The 17460-nt window shown below is 68.8% G+C and carries 14 protein-coding genes; 3 read left to right on the forward strand and 11 right to left on the reverse strand.

Features of this window, described 5'->3' with window-relative positions:
* Positions 1–35: 35 nt before the first annotated feature.
* The 3 genes from O3139_RS01395 to O3139_RS01405 form a co-directional block, all read right to left on the reverse strand.
* Complete coding sequence (locus O3139_RS01395) at positions 36–2024, reverse strand: alpha/beta hydrolase family protein (protein ID WP_269515111.1); 1989 nt, start codon at positions 2022–2024, stop codon at positions 36–38.
* Positions 2025–2147: 123 nt separating this feature from the next.
* Positions 2148–2669: a translation initiation factor IF-3 gene (gene infC, locus O3139_RS01400; protein WP_269515112.1), complete on the reverse strand. Its 522-nt coding sequence runs from the start codon at positions 2667–2669 to the stop codon at positions 2148–2150.
* A gap of 122 nt (positions 2670–2791) precedes the next feature.
* A complete protein-coding gene (locus tag O3139_RS01405) occupies positions 2792–3763 on the reverse strand; it encodes a glycosyltransferase family 9 protein (RefSeq protein ID WP_269515113.1) in 972 nt (323 codons plus the stop codon).
* A 41-nt stretch (positions 3764–3804) separates the two neighbouring features.
* On the opposite strand from O3139_RS01405, the gene O3139_RS01410 reads away from it, so the two are divergent.
* Positions 3805–4539, forward strand: coding sequence for an alpha/beta fold hydrolase (locus tag O3139_RS01410; protein WP_269515114.1), 735 nt, complete (start codon positions 3805–3807; stop codon positions 4537–4539).
* Here O3139_RS01410 and O3139_RS01415 read toward each other — a convergent pair.
* The 4 genes from O3139_RS01415 to O3139_RS01430 form a co-directional block, all read right to left on the reverse strand.
* On the reverse strand, positions 4536–5093 hold the full coding sequence (locus tag O3139_RS01415; protein ID WP_269515115.1) for a NifU family protein: 558 nt from the start codon (positions 5091–5093) through the stop codon (positions 4536–4538). The two genes, O3139_RS01410 and O3139_RS01415, sit on opposite strands and share 4 nt — an antisense overlap.
* An 87-nt stretch (positions 5094–5180) precedes the next feature.
* Positions 5181–5648, reverse strand: coding sequence for a universal stress protein (locus tag O3139_RS01420; RefSeq protein ID WP_269515116.1), 468 nt, complete (start codon positions 5646–5648; stop codon positions 5181–5183).
* Positions 5649–5727: 79 nt separating this feature from the next.
* Positions 5728–10596 carry an NAD-glutamate dehydrogenase gene (locus O3139_RS01425; protein ID WP_269515117.1) on the reverse strand — a complete coding sequence of 1623 codons (4869 nt, stop codon included), beginning with the start codon at positions 10594–10596 and terminating at the stop codon, positions 5728–5730.
* A gap of 294 nt (positions 10597–10890) precedes the next feature.
* Entirely contained in the window at positions 10891–12036 is a 1146-nt protein-coding gene (locus O3139_RS01430; RefSeq protein WP_269515118.1) for an AI-2E family transporter, read from the reverse strand.
* 96 nt (positions 12037–12132) lie between these two features.
* Between O3139_RS01430 and O3139_RS01435 the strand changes: the two genes are divergently transcribed.
* A complete protein-coding gene (locus tag O3139_RS01435; RefSeq protein WP_269515119.1) occupies positions 12133–13662 on the forward strand; it encodes a helicase HerA-like domain-containing protein in 1530 nt (509 codons plus the stop codon).
* A 54-nt stretch (positions 13663–13716) separates the two neighbouring features.
* On the opposite strand, the gene O3139_RS01440 is transcribed toward O3139_RS01435, so the two are convergent.
* From O3139_RS01440 to timA, 3 genes are read right to left on the reverse strand one after another with little or no spacing between them, the layout of a single operon-like run.
* Positions 13717–14145: a BLUF domain-containing protein gene (locus tag O3139_RS01440; RefSeq protein ID WP_269515120.1), complete on the reverse strand. Its 429-nt coding sequence runs from the start codon at positions 14143–14145 to the stop codon at positions 13717–13719.
* Between the two features lie 60 nt (positions 14146–14205).
* Positions 14206–15339: an MltA domain-containing protein gene (locus O3139_RS01445; RefSeq protein WP_269515121.1), complete on the reverse strand. Its 1134-nt coding sequence runs from the start codon at positions 15337–15339 to the stop codon at positions 14206–14208.
* A gap of 13 nt (positions 15340–15352) precedes the next feature.
* Positions 15353–16000 carry a TIM44-related membrane protein TimA gene (gene timA, locus O3139_RS01450; protein ID WP_269515122.1) on the reverse strand — a complete coding sequence of 216 codons (648 nt, stop codon included), beginning with the start codon at positions 15998–16000 and terminating at the stop codon, positions 15353–15355.
* Positions 16001–16212: 212 nt separating this feature from the next.
* Between timA and secB the strand changes: the two genes are divergently transcribed.
* A complete protein-coding gene (gene secB / locus O3139_RS01455; protein ID WP_269515123.1) occupies positions 16213–16710 on the forward strand; it encodes a protein-export chaperone SecB in 498 nt (165 codons plus the stop codon).
* A 42-nt stretch (positions 16711–16752) separates the two neighbouring features.
* On the opposite strand, the gene dnaQ is transcribed toward secB, so the two are convergent.
* Entirely contained in the window at positions 16753–17460 is a 708-nt protein-coding gene (gene dnaQ / locus O3139_RS01460; RefSeq protein ID WP_269515124.1) for a DNA polymerase III subunit epsilon, read from the reverse strand.

Consider the following 17460-nt stretch of genomic DNA (forward strand, 5'->3'; position numbering starts at 1 on the left):
GCGACAGGGGCGTGCGGGTGGCGAGATCCGGAGGGTCAGTCGGGCGGATTGTTGTGCTGGAGAAAGGCCACCGAAGCGGTCAGCATGCGCAGACGCGTGTCCGAGCGTGACAGCCAGTGGTCTTCGCCCTCGAGTTCCATCAGCTCCACCGGCTTGCCCGCCTGCCGCAAGGCCTCCGCCATGGCGCGGCTCTGCGAGATCGGCACGACGGTATCGTCCCGACCATGGATCAGCAGGATGGGCGCGTCCGCCTGGTCGGCCAGCCGGGCCGGAGATCGCGCATCCAGGGACCGATCTCTGGGGCCGTCACCGCCCATGAACCGGTTCCAGTAGCGGACGCTGTCGTTGTCGCGACGGGTGCCGCGGTCGGCCGCATAGTCGACCATCTGGCGCAGATCGGAGACGCCGGCGACGCTGACGGCGCAGCGATAGACGCCCCGGTCCAGCGTCGGACCCGCCAGGGCCGCATAGCCACCATAGCTGGCCCCCACGATACAGACGCGACCGGGGTCCACGATCCCCAGCGCCGTCAGGTGGCGGACCCCGTCCGACAGGTCGGTCTGCATCTTCCGCCCCCATTCGCCAAAGCCGGCCTCGAGAAAGGCTTCGCCATAACCGGTCGATCCCCTGAAGTTGACCTGCAGCACCGCGTAACCACGGGATGCCAGGGCCTGGCCCCACCAATCGAACTCATACCTGTCGCGGGACGCGGGTCCGCCGTGCACGAGGACGACCAGTGGAAGGGACCGCGCCTCCCGACCCGGGGGCGTCGTCAGATAACCGTGGATTTCAAGACCATCGGCCGCCGTATAGGACAGGGGGGCGATGGGTCCGACCGCCGACGGCGGGACACCGGCGTAGGCCTGGCCGACGGTCACGACGGTCCCGGCACCCCCATCCACGAGGTGATAGGAACCGGAATCGCCCGAACCGCTGGTGAAGACGACCGCTGAACGAAGATCGTCGCTCCAGCTGCTCAGCGACGGCCGGGTGCCGGGAAACGCCTCTTTGACCGAAGCCCACAAGCGGGCGGCCTCATCGTCCGCGAACAGATAGTCCCGCCCATCGTCTTCAAGTCGGGATGCCCCGATCAGACGGCCCGAGCCGGGATGGAAGATAAGGGCGGTCGGCTCAAAATCGAACCGGAGCGGTCGCCAGACGCCCGTGGCCAGACTGACGTCGAAGAAATCGGCGTCTTCCCGACCCTCCCGGCCGAGATCCGGCCGATCGGCGGCGACGATGACGCTGTCGCCGTTCAACCCCAGCCCCTGCAAGGACGGCAGGTCGATCGGTGCCGTCGTACGCCATGTTTCCTGGAGCTCCCCTTCCTGCCGCAGATGCAGGCTCCAGACCTGGGTTCGTTCATCGTACCGGCTACGGGCAACGGACTGACCGGATGAGTCCAGGACGTATTCGTCCACGTCGCGTTCCATCGCCTCTGCCCGGCGCGCCCGACCCGATCGTGGATCGACGCGATAGAGATCCCGACCGCGCGGGCTCTGGAACGAATGGGTTCGGACGAACACAGCTGGATTGCCATCGACTGTGGCCACGTCGACCGGCCCCATCAGGACCGGAAACAGGCCTGCGGTCGGTTCCAGCATCTGGACCACGCGCTGCGCGGTGAGATCATAGATCTGGCCTATGCTCAGTTCGCGACGGAAGATGCCGATCTCGGGCAGGGTCTGGGTGGTTGAACTGGTGATCAGCACATGATCGTCGTCGATCCATCGCAGGTCCCGCACCTTGGCGTCGCCGACCTCCAATCGACCCAGCGAGACGACCGGCGTCGTGTCGATGACCGACAGAATGCGCCGCTCCCCCACCACCGAGATGAAGGCCAGACGCCGACCGGAGCGCGAAAGCTGAACGAATTCGAGCGACGGCAGGGCACCGTATGCGGCCAGCGGGGGAACCTCGGCCGCCGTCTCCTGTGGTACCGTCCGGGCTGTCGCCGCCTGTGGCACCCCCAACATCAGCCCGACGGCAAACAGCCTAACGAACGCCGAAGACCACCTGGACATCCTATGAGCCCCCACCCTTTTCGTGGCACCAACCCTCGCGTGCCGTCAGGCAATGCGCAAGGTCTGGTTCGACCAGAACGCCGGCGGGGTTGTCGGGCGTCCAGACCGCGTGGTCCCGGGCGGTTACTTCGGCGCCAGGATCATGATCATCTGGCGGCCTTCCATGCGGGGCGCATATTCGACCTTGGCGATCTCGTCGAAGTCGGCCTGGACCTTGTTCAGCAGCTTCATGCCCAGTTCGGGGTGGGCCATCTCGCGGCCGCGGAACCGCAGGGTCACCTTGACCTTGTCGCCCTCGTCGAAGAAGCGGTGCATGGCCTTGGCCTTCACCTCATAGTCGTGGACGTCGATGTTCGGGCGGAGCTTGATCTCTTTCAGCTCGACGACCTTCTGGCGCTTGCGGGCCTCAGCCTTCTTCTTCTGCTCCTGGAAGCGGAACTTGCCGTAATCGAGGATCTTGGCGACGGGCGGCTCCGACGTCGAGACGATCTGAACCAGATCCATGCCCGCCTCCTCGGCGGCCTCCAGCGCGGCGGATGTCGGCATCACCCCCTGCTTCTCGCCGTTCTGATCGATCAGCAGAACGCGCGGTGCGCGGATGTCCTGGTTCATAGGGGGGCCGTCCTTGGTGGGCGGCTGGTTCATCGGACGGCGAATGAGCGTCGTTTCCTTGTGTTTCTGAAAGCGCAGTGATGTCGCAGGGGACAGCGCACGGCATACCGCCGCGTTCCCTCACAAAGCGTATATGCCCGCGAAACGGCCGTTCTTCAAGGCGTGACGGGGGGCTGGTCGCCAATCCAGCGGTCATGCAGCGCGATCACGGCCTCGAAGACACGCTGGGTGGTCAGGGCCTCGATGGGCGCGAACTCGCCCCGGTTCGGGTTGGAGGCGGCGATCGCGGTGCGCGGGCCGCGCGGACCGTACAGCCACCATTCGGTCGGGCCGAACAGACCCAGGGTCGGTTTCCCCGCTGCGGCGGCCACATGCATCAGGCCGGAATCGTTGCCCACGAACAGGGCCGCCCGGTCGATGGCGGCGGCCGAACACAGGATGTCGCCCCGGCCCACGCAATCGATACCGCGCGGACCGGCCGCCTCCAGCGCCGGGGTCGCGGGCGGCCGGTCGCCGGGTCCGCCCACGGGCATGAACCGCCAGCCCTCGAAGCGCGGCTCGGCCTTCAGCCTCTCGACCAGCTCGCCCCAGCGGTTGGCGGGCCAGCTCTTGCCCGGCTGATGGGCGATGGGCGCCAATGCCATGATGGGGGGCGCGATGATCGGGCCGGGCACCGTCTCCAGCTGCGGGTCGATCACGGCCGCCGCCTCGGCCCGGGCCCGGTCGTCGATGAAGAGCTCCGGCTCCAGCGGCCGGTCGGATCCCATCAGGCGCGAGACCATCTCCACCTTGGGCAGTCCGGTCTCCCAGCGCCGGTTGTAGACCACCCGCCGGTCGGCCCGGACCAGATAGGCCAGGGCCGATCCGCGAATGTCGATCACCAGGGCCCAGCGGGTGCCGACGACCTGTCGCCACAGCTCCAGCCAGTGTCCGGCGGCCTTCTTCTTGTCCAGCACGATGACCCGCTCCACCCCCGGCACCGAGCGGAAGAAGGGCGCGGGCGGGCGACCACAGGCGACGGTGATTTCGGCCCCGGGTACCTGACGCGCGATCTCTCGCAGGATCCCCGACGAGATCACGCAGTCGCCGATGCGGTTGGAGGTGACGAACAGGACCTTGTTGCTCATGAAGGGGTCATATCGTCCTCCGTCACGAAGCGCGAGCCGCCATGATCCAGACCCTCACCCGCCCCGACCGCGAGACCCTGGCCTTCAAGCGGGTCGAGGGGACCGGCCCGACCGTTCTTTGGATCGGCGGCTTCCGCTCCGACATGGAGGGCACCAAGGCGCTGGCGCTGGACCTCGCCGCCCGCGAGCGGGGCTGGACCTTCGTCCGTTACGACCATTTCGCCCACGGGCGCTCCTCGGGCGACTGGCGACAGGCGACCATCGGGCGCTGGCGCGAGGATGCGATCGGCCTGATCGACAGCATCGACGGCCCGGTCCTCCCGGTCGGCTCGTCGATGGGGGGCTGGATCAGCCTGCTCGCCGCCCTGGCCCGGCCCGAGCGGATGGCAGGGCTGGTGCTGGTCAATCCGGCCCAGGATTTCACCGAACGCCTGATGTGGCCGTCCCTGCCCGATCACGTCCGCCAGGCCATCCTGCGCGACGGCGAGGCGACGATCGTGGAACCGGGGCTGGGCGAATACGTCCTGACGGCACGGATGTTCGAGGAGGCGCGCGACTGGCTGCTGCTGGACGCGCCCATTGCCATCACGGCTCCGGTCCATGTGCTGCAGGGTCGCGCCGACGAGACCGTGCCCTGGACCCATGCGATGCGGCTGGTGGAACGGCTGACCGGGGGCGACGTGCGGCTGGACCTGATCGAGGGGGGCGACCACCGCCTGTCGGCCCCGAAGGACCTCGACCGCCTGATCGCGGCCGTGGCGGGAATGCGGGGCTAGATCACCTGCTCGACGCTGGTCACCTCGGGGACGTAGTGGCGCATCATCTGCTCGACGCCCGCCTTCAGCGTCATGGCCGAGGACGGACAGCCGGCGCAGGCCCCGCGCATCCGCAGGCGCAGCACGCCGCTTTCCTCGTCGAAGGCGTCGAACAGGATGTCCCCGCCGTCCTGGGCCACGGCCGGGCGGATGCGGCTGTCGAGCAGCGATTTGATCTCGGCCACGATGTCGGAGTCTTCCTCCGCAGGGTCGACCGCATCGGCGCTGTCGCGCATCAGGGGCACGCCCGAGACGAAGTGATCCATGATCACCGACAGGATCTCGGGCTTCATCTCGCTCCAGTCGCGGCCATGACCGGCGCGGGTGACCGAGATATGGTCGCCGCCGAAGAAGACACCGGTCACGTCCTCGATCTGGAACAGCGCCTCGGCGAGCGGCGAGGCCGTCGCCTGGTCGATGCTGAGGAATTCGCGTGAGCCGCCCGGGGCCACATCGCGTCCCGGCAGGAACTTCAGCGCATTGGGGTTCGGGGTCGGTTCGGTCTGGATGAACATGAGCGAGAAATGCGCCTGCTGCCCAGCGCATTCAAGACCCGCGCTCAAGCAGCGAGCGCCCGCGGCGCGAGCGGTAGCGCCCTGATCCTACGCCAGATCCTCGATCTCGGCATCCGTCAGTTCGCCCGGCACGATGGTGACCGGCAGCTTGCGACCCCCGAAGGCCGCGCCCTGCTTCAGCACGCCCGACACCAGCGGCCCGGGTCCGCGCGACCCACCGCCGGCCGCCAGCACCAGGATCTTGATGTCCGGGTCCTCGCCGCAGACCTTGCGGATCGCGGCCTGGGGTTCGCCCTCCTCGATCAGGAAGATGGGCGCGGCCCCGGACCGGGTCTGCGCCTCCTCGCCAAGACGGGTCAGCAAGGCTTCGGCCTCGGCCCGCTGCTCGCGCTGGATCTGTTCGCGCACGCCCGCCCACTGCTCGTCCGACCCGCCGGGGATGATCCGCAGCAGAGCGACCCGGCCGCCAGTCGACCGGGCTCGCCGGGCGGCATAGCGCAGCGCCGCCTCGAACTCGGGGCTGTCGTCAACGACGACCAGGAACTTTCTGGGCATGTGCTTTCTCCACGGCGCGCGCGCCTGCGCTCAAGTAGCGCGAAGCGCGCTAGCGCCACCAGCCCGGAGTGTGACGGCATCAGCTCGCTGAGGCCGCCACACTCCGGATCTGGCCATTGGCGATGGTCAGCTTGGCGAAGGTCCAGCCGGTGCCCGAAGCCTCGATCTCATCCACGGCGGCACGCACTCCCTCAACCATTGACTGGCGCGGACCGATCCAGGCATCGACCGCGGCCTCGGCGGTTGCCTCGCTGTCGCCGACGGCCGGATCGGAGCCCCTGGCCACAGCCCGGGTCAGGGTGACCTGTTCGCCCATCAGATCCTCAATCAGACGACGCACGGCCAGCCGGTCGAAATGATCGCCCGACGGCACGGCGCCCGCCGCCGCCCGCAGACGGTCGAAGTCGAAGGCCGCGCCCACCTGGTGATAGAGGCGCGCCATCCGGGGGGCCGACCAGCCCGTTTCCCCGGCAAGATCGCCGATGTCTGCCGTCGCCACCAGGGGCCGGAGCATGGACACGGTCTGGGCCAGCTGCTCGCCCACGCCCATGTCGGCGAACCGCTTCAGGCGTTGGGCCAGACGGCCCTGTTCGAAACGGGACAGCACGTCGCCGCCCGCCGCGCGCAGGGCATCGGCGGCCGGGCGATAGGCCTCGATCAGACCCTGGACGGTCGCGCCGTCCCTTGCGCCCCGGCGCGCCAGCCAGAAGGTCTGGCGCCGCAGGACGGTGGCGATTTCCAGATAGAGGGCCGTCTGGGTCTCGGCCGGAACCTTGAGGTCCAGCGCATTGACCGCGCCCCAGGCCTCATCCAGCCGGAACACCCGCCGCGCCGCCTCGAAGGCGATGACCAGGGCCGTGGTGTCGCAACCCGCCGCGCCGCGCAGGCGATCGGGGAAGGTCGGCCCCGTCATATTGACGATCTCGTTGCACAGCACCGTGGCCACGATCTCGCGCCGCAGCCGGTGGCCCTTCATCTGGCCCTCGAAGCGCGCCAGGGGCCCGGGGAAGTAGCGGACCAGGGTCTCCTCGAAGAAGGGATCCTCCGGGGCCTTCGACGCCACGATGTCGTCGGCCAGTTCCAGCTTGGAATAGGCCGTCAGCACGGCCAGCTCCGGCCGGGTCAGGGCGATACCGGCGGCCTTCATCTCGGCGATGCGGATATCGCCGGGCAGGCCCTCGACCTTGCGATCGAGTTTGCCCCGCGCCGTCAGGGCCTGCATGAACCGCTGCTGGCTGTCGAGCGCACCCGCGCCTTCCGCCTGCTGCAGGGTCAGGGCCAGGGTCTGGTCGTAGTTGTGGGCCAGGACCTTCAGGCCGACCTCGTCGGTCATCGAGGCCAGCAGTGGCACCCGCTCGGTCAGCGGCAGGGCCCCCCGGGCGACGGCGGCGCCGATCAGGATCTTGATGTTGACCTCGTGGTCGGACGTATCCACGCCGGCGGAGTTGTCGATGGCGTCGGTGTTGATCCGGCCCCCCCCGGCCGCGAAGGCGATCCGGCCCGCCTGGGTGAAGCCGAGGTTGGCCCCCTCCCCCACCACCTTGACCCGCAGTTCGTCGGCATTGATCCGCAGCGCATCGGTGCCCTTGTCGCCGACCTGGGCGTCCGTCTCGGCCGCGGACTTCACATAGGTGCCGATGCCGCCGAGATAGAGCAGCTCGGCCGGAGCCTTCAGGATCGCCCGGATCAGGCTGACGGGGTCCAGGCTGTCGTCGGCGATGTCCAGCGCCGCCTTGATCTCGGGCGTCAGCTGGATGGACTTGGCCGAGCGCGAGAAGACGCCGCCGCCGGTCGAAATCAATGATGGATCGTAGTCCTGCCAGGACGAGCGCGGCAGCTGGAACAGACGGTTGCGCTCTTCCCATGACCGGGCCGGATCGGGCGTCGGATCGATGAAGATGTCGCGGTGGTCGAAGGCGGCGATCAGTTTCGAAGCCCGCGACAGCAGCAGGCCGTTTCCGAACACATCGCCGCTCATGTCACCGACGCCGACGACGGTGAAGGGTTCGGACTGGATGTCCTTGCCGATCTCGCGGAAATGCCGCTTGACCGCCTCCCATGCGCCGCGTGCCGTGATGCCCATGGCCTTGTGGTCGTAGCCGACAGAGCCACCCGAGGCGAAGGCGTCGTCCAGCCAGAAGCCGTAATCGGCCGACACCCCGTTGGCGATGTCGGAAAAGGTCGCCGTCCCCTTGTCGGCGGCGACGACCAGATAAGGATCGTCACCCTCGAAGGCGACGACGTCGGCCGGATGGGTCACATGCCCGTCGGCGGCGATGTTGTCGGTGATGTCCAGCAACCCCGACAGGAAGGTCCTGTAGGCGCGGACAGCCTCTGCCTGCTGGGCGTCGCGATCGCCGCCGGCGCGCACGATGCCCGACAGATATTTCGGGAAGAAGCCACCCTTGGAGCCGACCGGCACGATGACGGCATTCTTGACCTGCTGGGCCTTCACCAGACCCAGCACCTCGGTGCGGAAGTCGTCGCGGCGATCGGACCAGCGCAGCCCGCCCCGCGCCACCGGTCCGAAGCGCAGGTGAACGCCCTCGACATGGGGGGCCCAGACGAAGATCTCGCGATAGGGCTTGGGAAGGGGCAGGTCGTCCAGTTCGCGCGAGGCGATCTTGATCGAGATGTGCGGCTTGAAGCCGCCGTCTCCGGTCGTCTGGAAATAGTTGGTCCGCTTGATCGCCCCGATCAGGGCCGCGAGGCGACGCAGCGCCCGGTCGTGATCCAGGGACGTCACATCCATCAGCAGTGCCGTGATCCGGTCGGCCAGTTCCGTCGCGGAGGCCGCTCGATCATCCGCCGACCCGCCGTGTGCGGGATCGAACTTGCAGGCGAACAGGCCCAGCAGGGCGCGGGCGATGACCGGATAGTCGCGCAGCGCCTCTTCCTGCAGGGCCTGCGACGGGTCGAGCCCCGTCTGCTGGCGATAGCGGGCCAGGGTGCGGATCAGGGCCGCCTCGCGCCAGCCGACCCCCAGTTCCAGCACCAGACGGTTGAAGCCGTCGCTTTCGGTCTGGCCCGTCCACACGGCCGAGAAGGCGGCCTCGAACGGTCCCTTGACGTCAGCGAAAGCGATCGCGGCCCCGCGCGGATCCTCCAGCAGGAACTCGTGGACGTGGATTTCCCCGGCGTCGGCCGGCCGGATCGCATGGCCGAACTCCTCCAGCGTCTTCAGCCCCATGTCGGCCAGGATCGGCAGGACGTCGGACAGCGGCACGGCCGCGCCCCGGTGATACAGCTTGAAGCGGAACTGAAGCGGCGTGTCGCCGGGGGAGCGGAAGGCGCGGACCGCCACAGGCTCGCCCGATCCGACGGTGCCGGAGGCGTTCAGCCGGTCGATCTCCTGCAGGTCCGCGACGGCCTCGGTGGCATCGTAGCGGTCGCGATAGCCGGCCCCGAAGGCGTCCGACCATTTCAGGCTCAGCGCCCCGATCTGGCTGTCGTCGATGTCGGCGGCGCGCAGGGCGCTTTCGAAGCGGTCGATCCAGCTGCGGCCGGCCTCGGTGATCTCGGCTTCCAGCGCTACGGCATCCGGCGTCGGGTGATCGCCGGGCGTGACACCGATGATGTAGTGGATGCGCACCAGGGGCGCGTCCGAGAGCTGCGGGTACCAGGCCGACAGGCGACCGCCCCAGGCCCGGGCCAGAATGCGTCCGATGCGTTCGCGCACCGCCGCCTCGAACCGCTCGCGCGGGACGAAGGCGAGGACCGAGACGAACCGATCAAACGGGTCCAGCCGGGTGAAGGTCTTGATGCGGGGACGGTCATACAGATGCAGGATGCCCAGGGCCGAGGTCAGCAGCTCGTCCTCGGTGATCTGGAAAAGCTCGTCGCGCGGATAGTTCTCCAGAATGTTCCTCAGCCGCTTCTCGTTGTGGCTGCCGGGCACCTTGGCCGCACGGGTCAGGGCGTTCGTGACCTTCCGGCGGATCAGCGGGACCTCCGACGCCGTGCGGTCGTAGGCCTCGGCCGTGAACAGGCCGACGAAGCGGGTCTCGCCCGACGGGCGGCCGTCGTCGCCGTACCGCTTGACCCCGACGTAATCCATATAGGCCCGGCGGTGGACACGGCTGCGCAGATTGGCCTTGGCCACGGTGACGGGCTCTGACAGGTCCATCTGCCGCTTCATCTGGGCGGTCAGCACCGCCGGCTCGGAGGTCCGACGCAGCACCGTGCGCGCCGGATCGCGCAGCACCCCGACCCCGGCCGTGGCCTGGTCCAGCGGAGCCTCCGCGGCATAGCCCCCGTCCGCCGTGCGCGGATAGTCGTAGTCGCGCGCTCCGAGGAAGACGAAATGGTCGTCGTTCAGCCAGCGCAGGAAGGCCAGGTTCTCGGCCACCACTTCCGGGTCAATCCCGCCGGGGCAGGCTTCCAGATGGGCGATCGAGCGCGCCATCAGCTCGCTCATGGCGTTGAAATCGCCGACGGCGGCATGGACGTCGGCCAGGGCCTGTTCGACCTGGGCCTTCACGGCCTCGCGGCGTTCGGACGGGAGGGGGTCGACGACGATGACGATCAGCGATTCGCGCGCCGCCTCACGCGTCAGAACGGGGTGGAACAGCGCCCGCACCGAGACCCCGGCATCGGCCAGTTCGCCCATGACGCTGTCGACGAGGAAGGGTCGGTCGTCCTGGACGATCCACAGGGTGTCACAGGCCCCCGCCTGCCCCCCGGTCGCCCTGACCGGCTGCACCAGGACGTTCGGGGCATCGCCCGGCCGACGCCCCTGCGCCCAGCGCCAGGCGTCGGCGAGCAGGGCGGCCATGGCGGCCACGTCCAGTTCGGGTGTCTCGTCCTCAGCGTAGTCGTCGGCGGCCTGGTCAATGAAGGACTGCTCGATCGCCTCGAGCGCCCCGCCCTCTCTCAATGCCTGTGCGAACGCTGTCCTCAGCGCCTCCGCGTTCGGGGACGGGACGGAAGGACGCGGTTCGCCGGACATGGGCAGGGTCTCGTTCAGCGCGGCTCTGGGACCGCCAGGTGCTGCAACGGGGAATAGGCCCGCCCGCCCCCGCCGGGAAGCCCAGAAAGCGAAAACGGGGGGTTTCGCTTCCGGGCACCGCTCCGAAAAAGAGAAAAGGCCGCCGGACGGGGGGGTCCGACGGCCTCGTCTGGAACCCGCGCAGGAGGGGGAGGGGCGCAGGTTCGATGTCGTCACGACCGGGGGAGGGGGAAGGGGGCCGCGACGCCTGGATGGGAGATGGGAACCCCGATCCGACCTGCAAGGGCGCGATGGTCAGGCCTGGCCCGTTCCCGGGCGCGGCGGTTTGACGCGGACGGAGCGTTTCGTGGAGGCCTGGGGGGTCCGGTGCTCGTCCTCGGCGGCATACGGCTTGCCGTCGCCGCTGAGCAGCACGGCGATCCACCTCGACCCCTTGAACTCGGCCAGGATCGCCATGGCCATGACCGCCAGCGGGGTCGACAGGAACATGCCGACGACGCCCCACATCTTGCCCCACAGGGCCAGCGCCAGCAGGACGGCGACCGGGTCGATGTTCTGGTTCTCGCCCTGCATGCGCGGCTGGATCAGATTGCCGACCACGAACAGGATGATCTGCAGGCCGACCAGAAGGATCAGGGCGGGCCAGTAGGTCGGAAACTGTACCAGGGCGAACAGCGGCGGTGCCAGGCCCGCCACCGCACCGCCCAGCACGGGAATGAAGCCGACCACGAAGATCACGAAGGTCCAGAACTCGGCATGTTCCAGCCCCACGAGCCGCATCAGGATCCAGGCGGCCGCGCAGATGATGGCACCGGTCACGGTCTGGACCCACAGATAACCCTCGACCCCGCCGCGCACGCGCTGAAAGACTTCCAGCGCCTCGTTGCGCTGCTCCCTCTCGGGGAACATGGCGACGATCTTGCGCCGGAACCCGGCCTGCGAGGCCAGCAGGAACCCCAGATAGACCAGAACGAAGAAGGACCCCGAAGCCACGCCCTGGGCCTGGCCGGCCAGGCCGATCAGATAGCCGCGCAGGTCGATGCTGGCGATCAGCTCATGGGCCGTAGGGGCCGTGGTGATGCCGAAAACGCGGGCCCCGTCGACGATGATCGCGTCGATTCGCGGCCCGATGCCACTCGACACTCCGGACATATCGGTGAAGAAGCCCGCCGCGCCGTTGACGATGAAGGCGATCGACAAGGAGAAGCCCAGGACAACCACAAGCAGGGCCGCCGTCCCGGCCCATTGATCCGGCAGGCTGGTCCGGTCCTCGATGAACCGCTTTACGCCGTCGATCATGATCATCAGGAAGATGGCCATGGCCAGAGGCGTCAGGATGTCCCGCAGCCAGTAGAGCGCCGCCCCGACGGCCACGACGGCCAGGGTCACCAGGGCGTTGCGGGCGACCGTGTTGGCCGGGACGGGGATCGGCAGTTTCATGCCCCGACTGTCGGGGCGGTCGCACAGGCGGTCAAGCCGATCCCTCTCCCCGGCTGCGTCTTAAGCTGTATTGTGGCGGTGAAACCGGAGTTCCGAATGACCGACGCCGCCGCCCCCGCCCTCGACCGGACCGCAGGACTGTTCCTCGGCCAATCCTCCGACAACGGCGTCGCGCGGCGGGAGTATCTGCTGTGGAACCGCGCCAACCGACATGGGGTCATCGCGGGGGCGACCGGCACCGGCAAGACGGTGACCCTGCAGATCATGGCCCAGGGGTTCTCCGACATGGGCGTGCCCGTGTTCTGCGCCGACGTGAAGGGCGACCTATCGGGCATCAGCCAGATCGGCACGCCGAACGAAAAGCTGCTGGCCCGCGCCACCGGCATGGGCCTGACGCTGCGGCCGCTGGCGGCACCGACGGTCTTCTGGGACCTGTACGGCCAGAAGGGCCATCCCGTCCGCGCCACCGTGTCCGAGATCGGTCCCCTGCTGATGGCGCGGATGCTGGATCTGAACGACGTGCAGGAGGGCGTGCTGACCGTCGCCTTCCATGTCGCCGACAAGGAGGGCCTGCTGCTGCTCGACCTCGACGACCTGCGCGCCATGCTGGTCTATGTGGCCGAGAATGCGGCCCGGATCGGGCGCGAGGTCGGCAATGTGGCCCCGGCCTCCATCGCCTCGATCCAGCGCGCCCTGCTGCAGCTGGAACAGGACGGCGGCGACGCCTTCTTCGGGGAGCCGGCGCTGAAGCTGACCGACATGATGAAGACCGGCGTCGACGGTCGCGGCCAGGTCAATGTGCTCGATTCGACCCGGCTGATGAACAGCCCGCGTCTGTACGGGGCCTTCCTGCTGTGGCTGATCTCCGAGCTGTTCGAACAACTGCCGGAGGTCGGCGACCCAGAGAAGCCCCGTCTGGTCTTCTTCTTCGACGAGGCCCACCTGCTGTTCAAGGATGCGCCCAGGCCGCTGCTGGAAAAGGTCGAGCAGGTCGTGCGCCTGATCCGCTCCAAGGGGGTCGGCATCTATTTCATCACCCAGAACCCGGCCGACATCCCCGACAGCGTCCTGGCCCAGTTGGGAAACCGCATCCAGCATGCGCTGCGGGCCTACACCCCGGCCGACCAGCGCGGCCTGAAGGCGGCGTCCGAAAGCTTCCGGATCAATCCGGCCTTCGACACCCGGGAGGCGATCCAGGCGCTCGGCACCGGCGAGGCACTGGTTTCGGTGCTGGACGAGAAGGGAGCCCCCACGATCGTCCAGCGCACCCTGATCCGGCCGCCGGACAGCCGGCTGGGCCCCGCCACGGACCCGGAACGCGCCGCCGTCATGGCCGCCAGCCCGGTCAGGGGCGTCTATGACACGGTGATCGACCGCGAATCCGCCGAGGAAATCCTCGCCGCCCGCCATGCGGCAGAAACCGCAACCGAAGAGCCGGCCCCCGGTGCCGCGCCCAGGGGCCGGGCCGCGCCGGCCCCGCGCCCCGCACCGGCCCCCAGGGCCCCGCGCCGCTCGAACCGCCAGACCCCGCTCGAGGCCCTGACCAAGTCGGTTCTGCGCACAGCCGGATCGACCCTGACCCGCGAACTGTTGCGTGGGGTGCTGGGCGGATTGAAGCGCCGCTAGATCATCTCGGGAGCCTGTTTCACGGCATTGGCGGAAGCGCGAAGCGATACCGCCTCAGCCGATCATGCCCGGGACCACCGAACCGAGTCGGGCACTGGCAAGGTCGGCAAGGACGTTCGTGACCTGCGCGCCCGAGCCGGTCTGGGTCAGCAGTCTGGAATGATGCGACGACAGGGCGCGGGTATCGACGTGCACCATGGCCCAGCCCATGAACAGCTGGACCTGCACCGGCCAGCGGGCCAGGACGCGGACATTGCGGTGGCGGTCGTCGGTCTCGATCGTTTCCATCAGGACCGTCAGGGCGTCCGGGTCGCCTTCCAGCACCTGGACAAAGGTCCCGCCCTGCAGCGCCAGAGCCCCGGTCAGCCGCCGCCTGGCGTTGTTGCGGACCGAGGTGGAGATGATGGGCGAGACATCGACGGGACCGTCGGTCAGGGCGACCGCATCGCTGCGATAGACGATGCGTTCGATGGGCGATGTCATGGGAATGGGCAACCTGGCGGGCGATCCGCCTGTCCCTCTAGGCGCTATCGGCCCAATTCCCTAGCGGGGAACCAGACGCCACATCCGCAGGGGGTGGCGCACGACGCCCGCCTCAGCGCCCGCCGCCTCGCCCCGGCCGATATAGAGGTCGGCGCGCACCGGGCCCCGGATGGCCGAGCCCGTGTCCAGCGCTATCACCAGACCCCGATAGCCGTGGCGCGCCCCGGTCAGGGTGCCCGCATCGGCCGAGATCCAGACCAGATCGCCATAGGCCCAGCTGGTGGGATCGACCGCAATCGCCCGGCGTGCCGGCAGGGGCACGCCGGCAGCGCCCGCCGGTTCGCCGCCGTCGTCGGGATCCAGAGAAAAGAAGATGTAGCGCGGGTTCAGGGCCGTGATCGCCCGCGCCTCGGCTCCGCGATGGGCCGCCAGCCAGGCCCGGATCGCATCGCCCGAGGTGCCGTCGGCCGGCAGCAGGCCGCGGTCGGCCATCGGCCGGGCAATCCCCGTGAAAGGTCGCCCGTTGTCGGCCGCATAGGCGGCGCGGGCGGTCGTGCCGTCCTCAAAGGTCAGATAGCCGGAGCCCTGGATCTGAAGAAAGAACAGGTCCTCGGCCCGCATCCAGGCGAGCGGCGGCGATGGCGGTGGTCCGGCCTCGATCGTCGCCCGTTCCGGCAGGATCTGGCCCCGCGTCCAGCCCTCGGGCCGGGCCAGGACCGGCGTGTCGAACGGGCCGTCCGGGGCGCGGCGCGCCGTATACTCCGGCGCAAAATAGGCGGTCATCAGTCCGGGTCGGCCGTCGGAGGTTTCCGCGGCCACGACGCCGAATCCGCGTTCGAAAAAGGCCCGGGCGACCGAGGGGGTCACGGGCCTGGACGTCCGCCCGATCGTCTGAGCCTCCTCGCAGCGCAAGGCCGCGAGAGCCTCGCGGGCGACGCGACAGGTCCCGGCATAGGCCTGGAACGCGGCCAGATGATCCTCGTCGGCCCAGCCGGCCAGGGTCTGCGGGCCGGGCAAGCCGGACGGCGCGGCGGGATCGGGCGCGGGCGATGGCTGCGATGGCCCGGGCGCGGGTGCGGGTGCGGGTGCGGTTACAGTTGCGGTTGGCCGGGTCGGGGCCTCGCCCGTCGCGGTCGCACAACCCGCCAGCAGCAGCAGCGCCGCCGCCAGCCCGGGCTTCCGGTAAAATCCCAAGGGGCGGTCGGCCCTAGGCGTTGGCGGGCTCGACCCGGGCCAGGACCCAGTTCGGGTCGGACGCGCCGAGCGAGCGTTCAAAGGTCCAGTGCTCGGCGGTCCGGCGTTCCTCGATGCGTTCCTCGGCCGGGGCGCCCGGCGTGGCTTCGTCCGCCGGGGGCATGATCCGCGACCGAAGCTCGGCGAGGAAGCGCACCTTGGCCACAGCCCGGTCGCCTTCGGCCGAGGCCAGTTCCAGATCGGCGCGGGGCGGATGCAGAAACTCGACCTGCTCGGTCTCGCCGCGGGTCTCGCGCGCGGCGATGCCGGTCTCGAACGATTCCAGCACGGCGGGGGTCAACAGCGGCTTCAGCGCCGCCCGATCACCGGCGGCATAGCCCCGGACGATCGTCTCATAGGCCTGGCGGGCCCCATCGATGAACCGGGCGGGATCGAAGGCGGGGTCGCGGGCGCGGAGCGAAGCGGCGGCGGCCAGCAGGGTGGCGTCCACGCCGGGCGTCCGGCCGGGCGCGTCGGGACCGGCGGTCGCCGGCAGGGCCGTCAGGCTCTTGGCATCCTCCTGCGGCTGGCGGCCGACCTTCTTGCCCAGCACATTGTAGAGCTGGAACAGGACGATGGCCGCGATCACGGCGAAAATGACGATCAGAAACTGTGAGGGCACGGTCTATCCCGGGTTTTCGATGCGCGCTTCCGACGAAAGGCCAACGGCGTCGGATGGACGATTACGGTCCTATATAGGCCTGCGCAAGGCGACACGCATCCACTGCGTCACGAAGGCGAGTGGACGGCGACGGGACGGGGCCGTTGCGGGGCCGTGTCGCGGATGCTAGTCGCCCGGCCTCTCATCCTTCGTCCGCCCACGGCTTTGACCCCATGACCGATGTCGCCCCGACCGAGCCGAACGGCTCAGCCCCCACCGGCCAGCCGCCCGTCCCCGGCTTCCGCATCCTGGCACAATATGTTCGCGACCTGTCGTTCGAGAACCCCAAGGCCCCGGATTCCCTGCGTATCGAGGGTCGTCCCTCGATCGACATGGGCGTCGAACTGAATGCCCAGGGGCGCCCCGATGGACTGTTCGAGGTCGACATCAAGCTGTCGATCAAGGCCTCGACCGAGACGCTGGCGGTGTTCCACGTGGAACTGCTTTACGGGGGCCTGTTCCAGCTGTCGGGCGTGGCCGAGCAGGACATCGAGCCGCTGCTGCTGATCGAATGCCCGCGCTATCTGTTCCCCTATGCGCGCGAGATCATCGCCCGCGCCACGGCGGACGGCGGCTTCTATCCGCCCTTCATGCTGGATCCGATCGATTTCGCCGGCATCTATGCCGCGCGGATGCAGCAGCAGAACGGCCAGCCGTCGGGCGTGGCGTAGGCTGTAGTCTCCGCCCTATCGGCTTCGCCGACAGGGCGGAGACTACGGGGTCACCCCGTAGCCTTCCCATAACGACCGATCCTTGAGCGTCGCGGCCAGAAATGCGGCATGGGCGGCGCTTTCTTCGGCATTCAGACGTGGTGCCAGCGGCCGGGGCCGGGCACCGTAGCCACCGGCCGCGGCGTGGGCGGCGGCAGCCACACTTTCCCTACGGCTGGTCAGGTCCAGAACCCGCTCCTTGCCGCCCTTCAGCTCCAGATAAACCTCGGCCAGCAACCGGGCATCGATCAGGGCCCCGTGCAGGGTGCGGTCGACCAGGCTGATCCTGTAGCGTTTGCACAAGGCATCCAGCGAATTGGCCATCCCCGGAAAGCGCTTCTGGGCCAGTTGCAGCGTATCGATCCAGCGGGTCTCGTGCAGCAGCGGATGACCGCAGCGGCCGCATTCGTGATCGATGAAATTGCGGTCGAACTGGGCATTATGGGCAATCACGGGCGCATCGCCGATGAAGTCCATCAGATCGACGACGATCTCGGCGAACCGGGGCGCGTCCCGGACCTTGTCGTCGGTGATGCCATGGACCCGGATCGCATCGGCCGGGATCAGCCGTTCCGGATTGACCAAGCGGTGGAACGTCCGCCCGGTGGGCAAGAGATCCATGATCTCGATACAGCCGACCTCGATCAGCCGGTCGCCCGTTTTCGGGTCGAAGCCGGTGGTTTCGGTGTCGAGAACGATTTCGCGGGCCAT

The sequence above is a fragment of the Brevundimonas subvibrioides genome (genome assembly GCF_027271155.1).
Lineage (GTDB): Bacteria > Pseudomonadota > Alphaproteobacteria > Caulobacterales > Caulobacteraceae > Brevundimonas > Brevundimonas subvibrioides_D.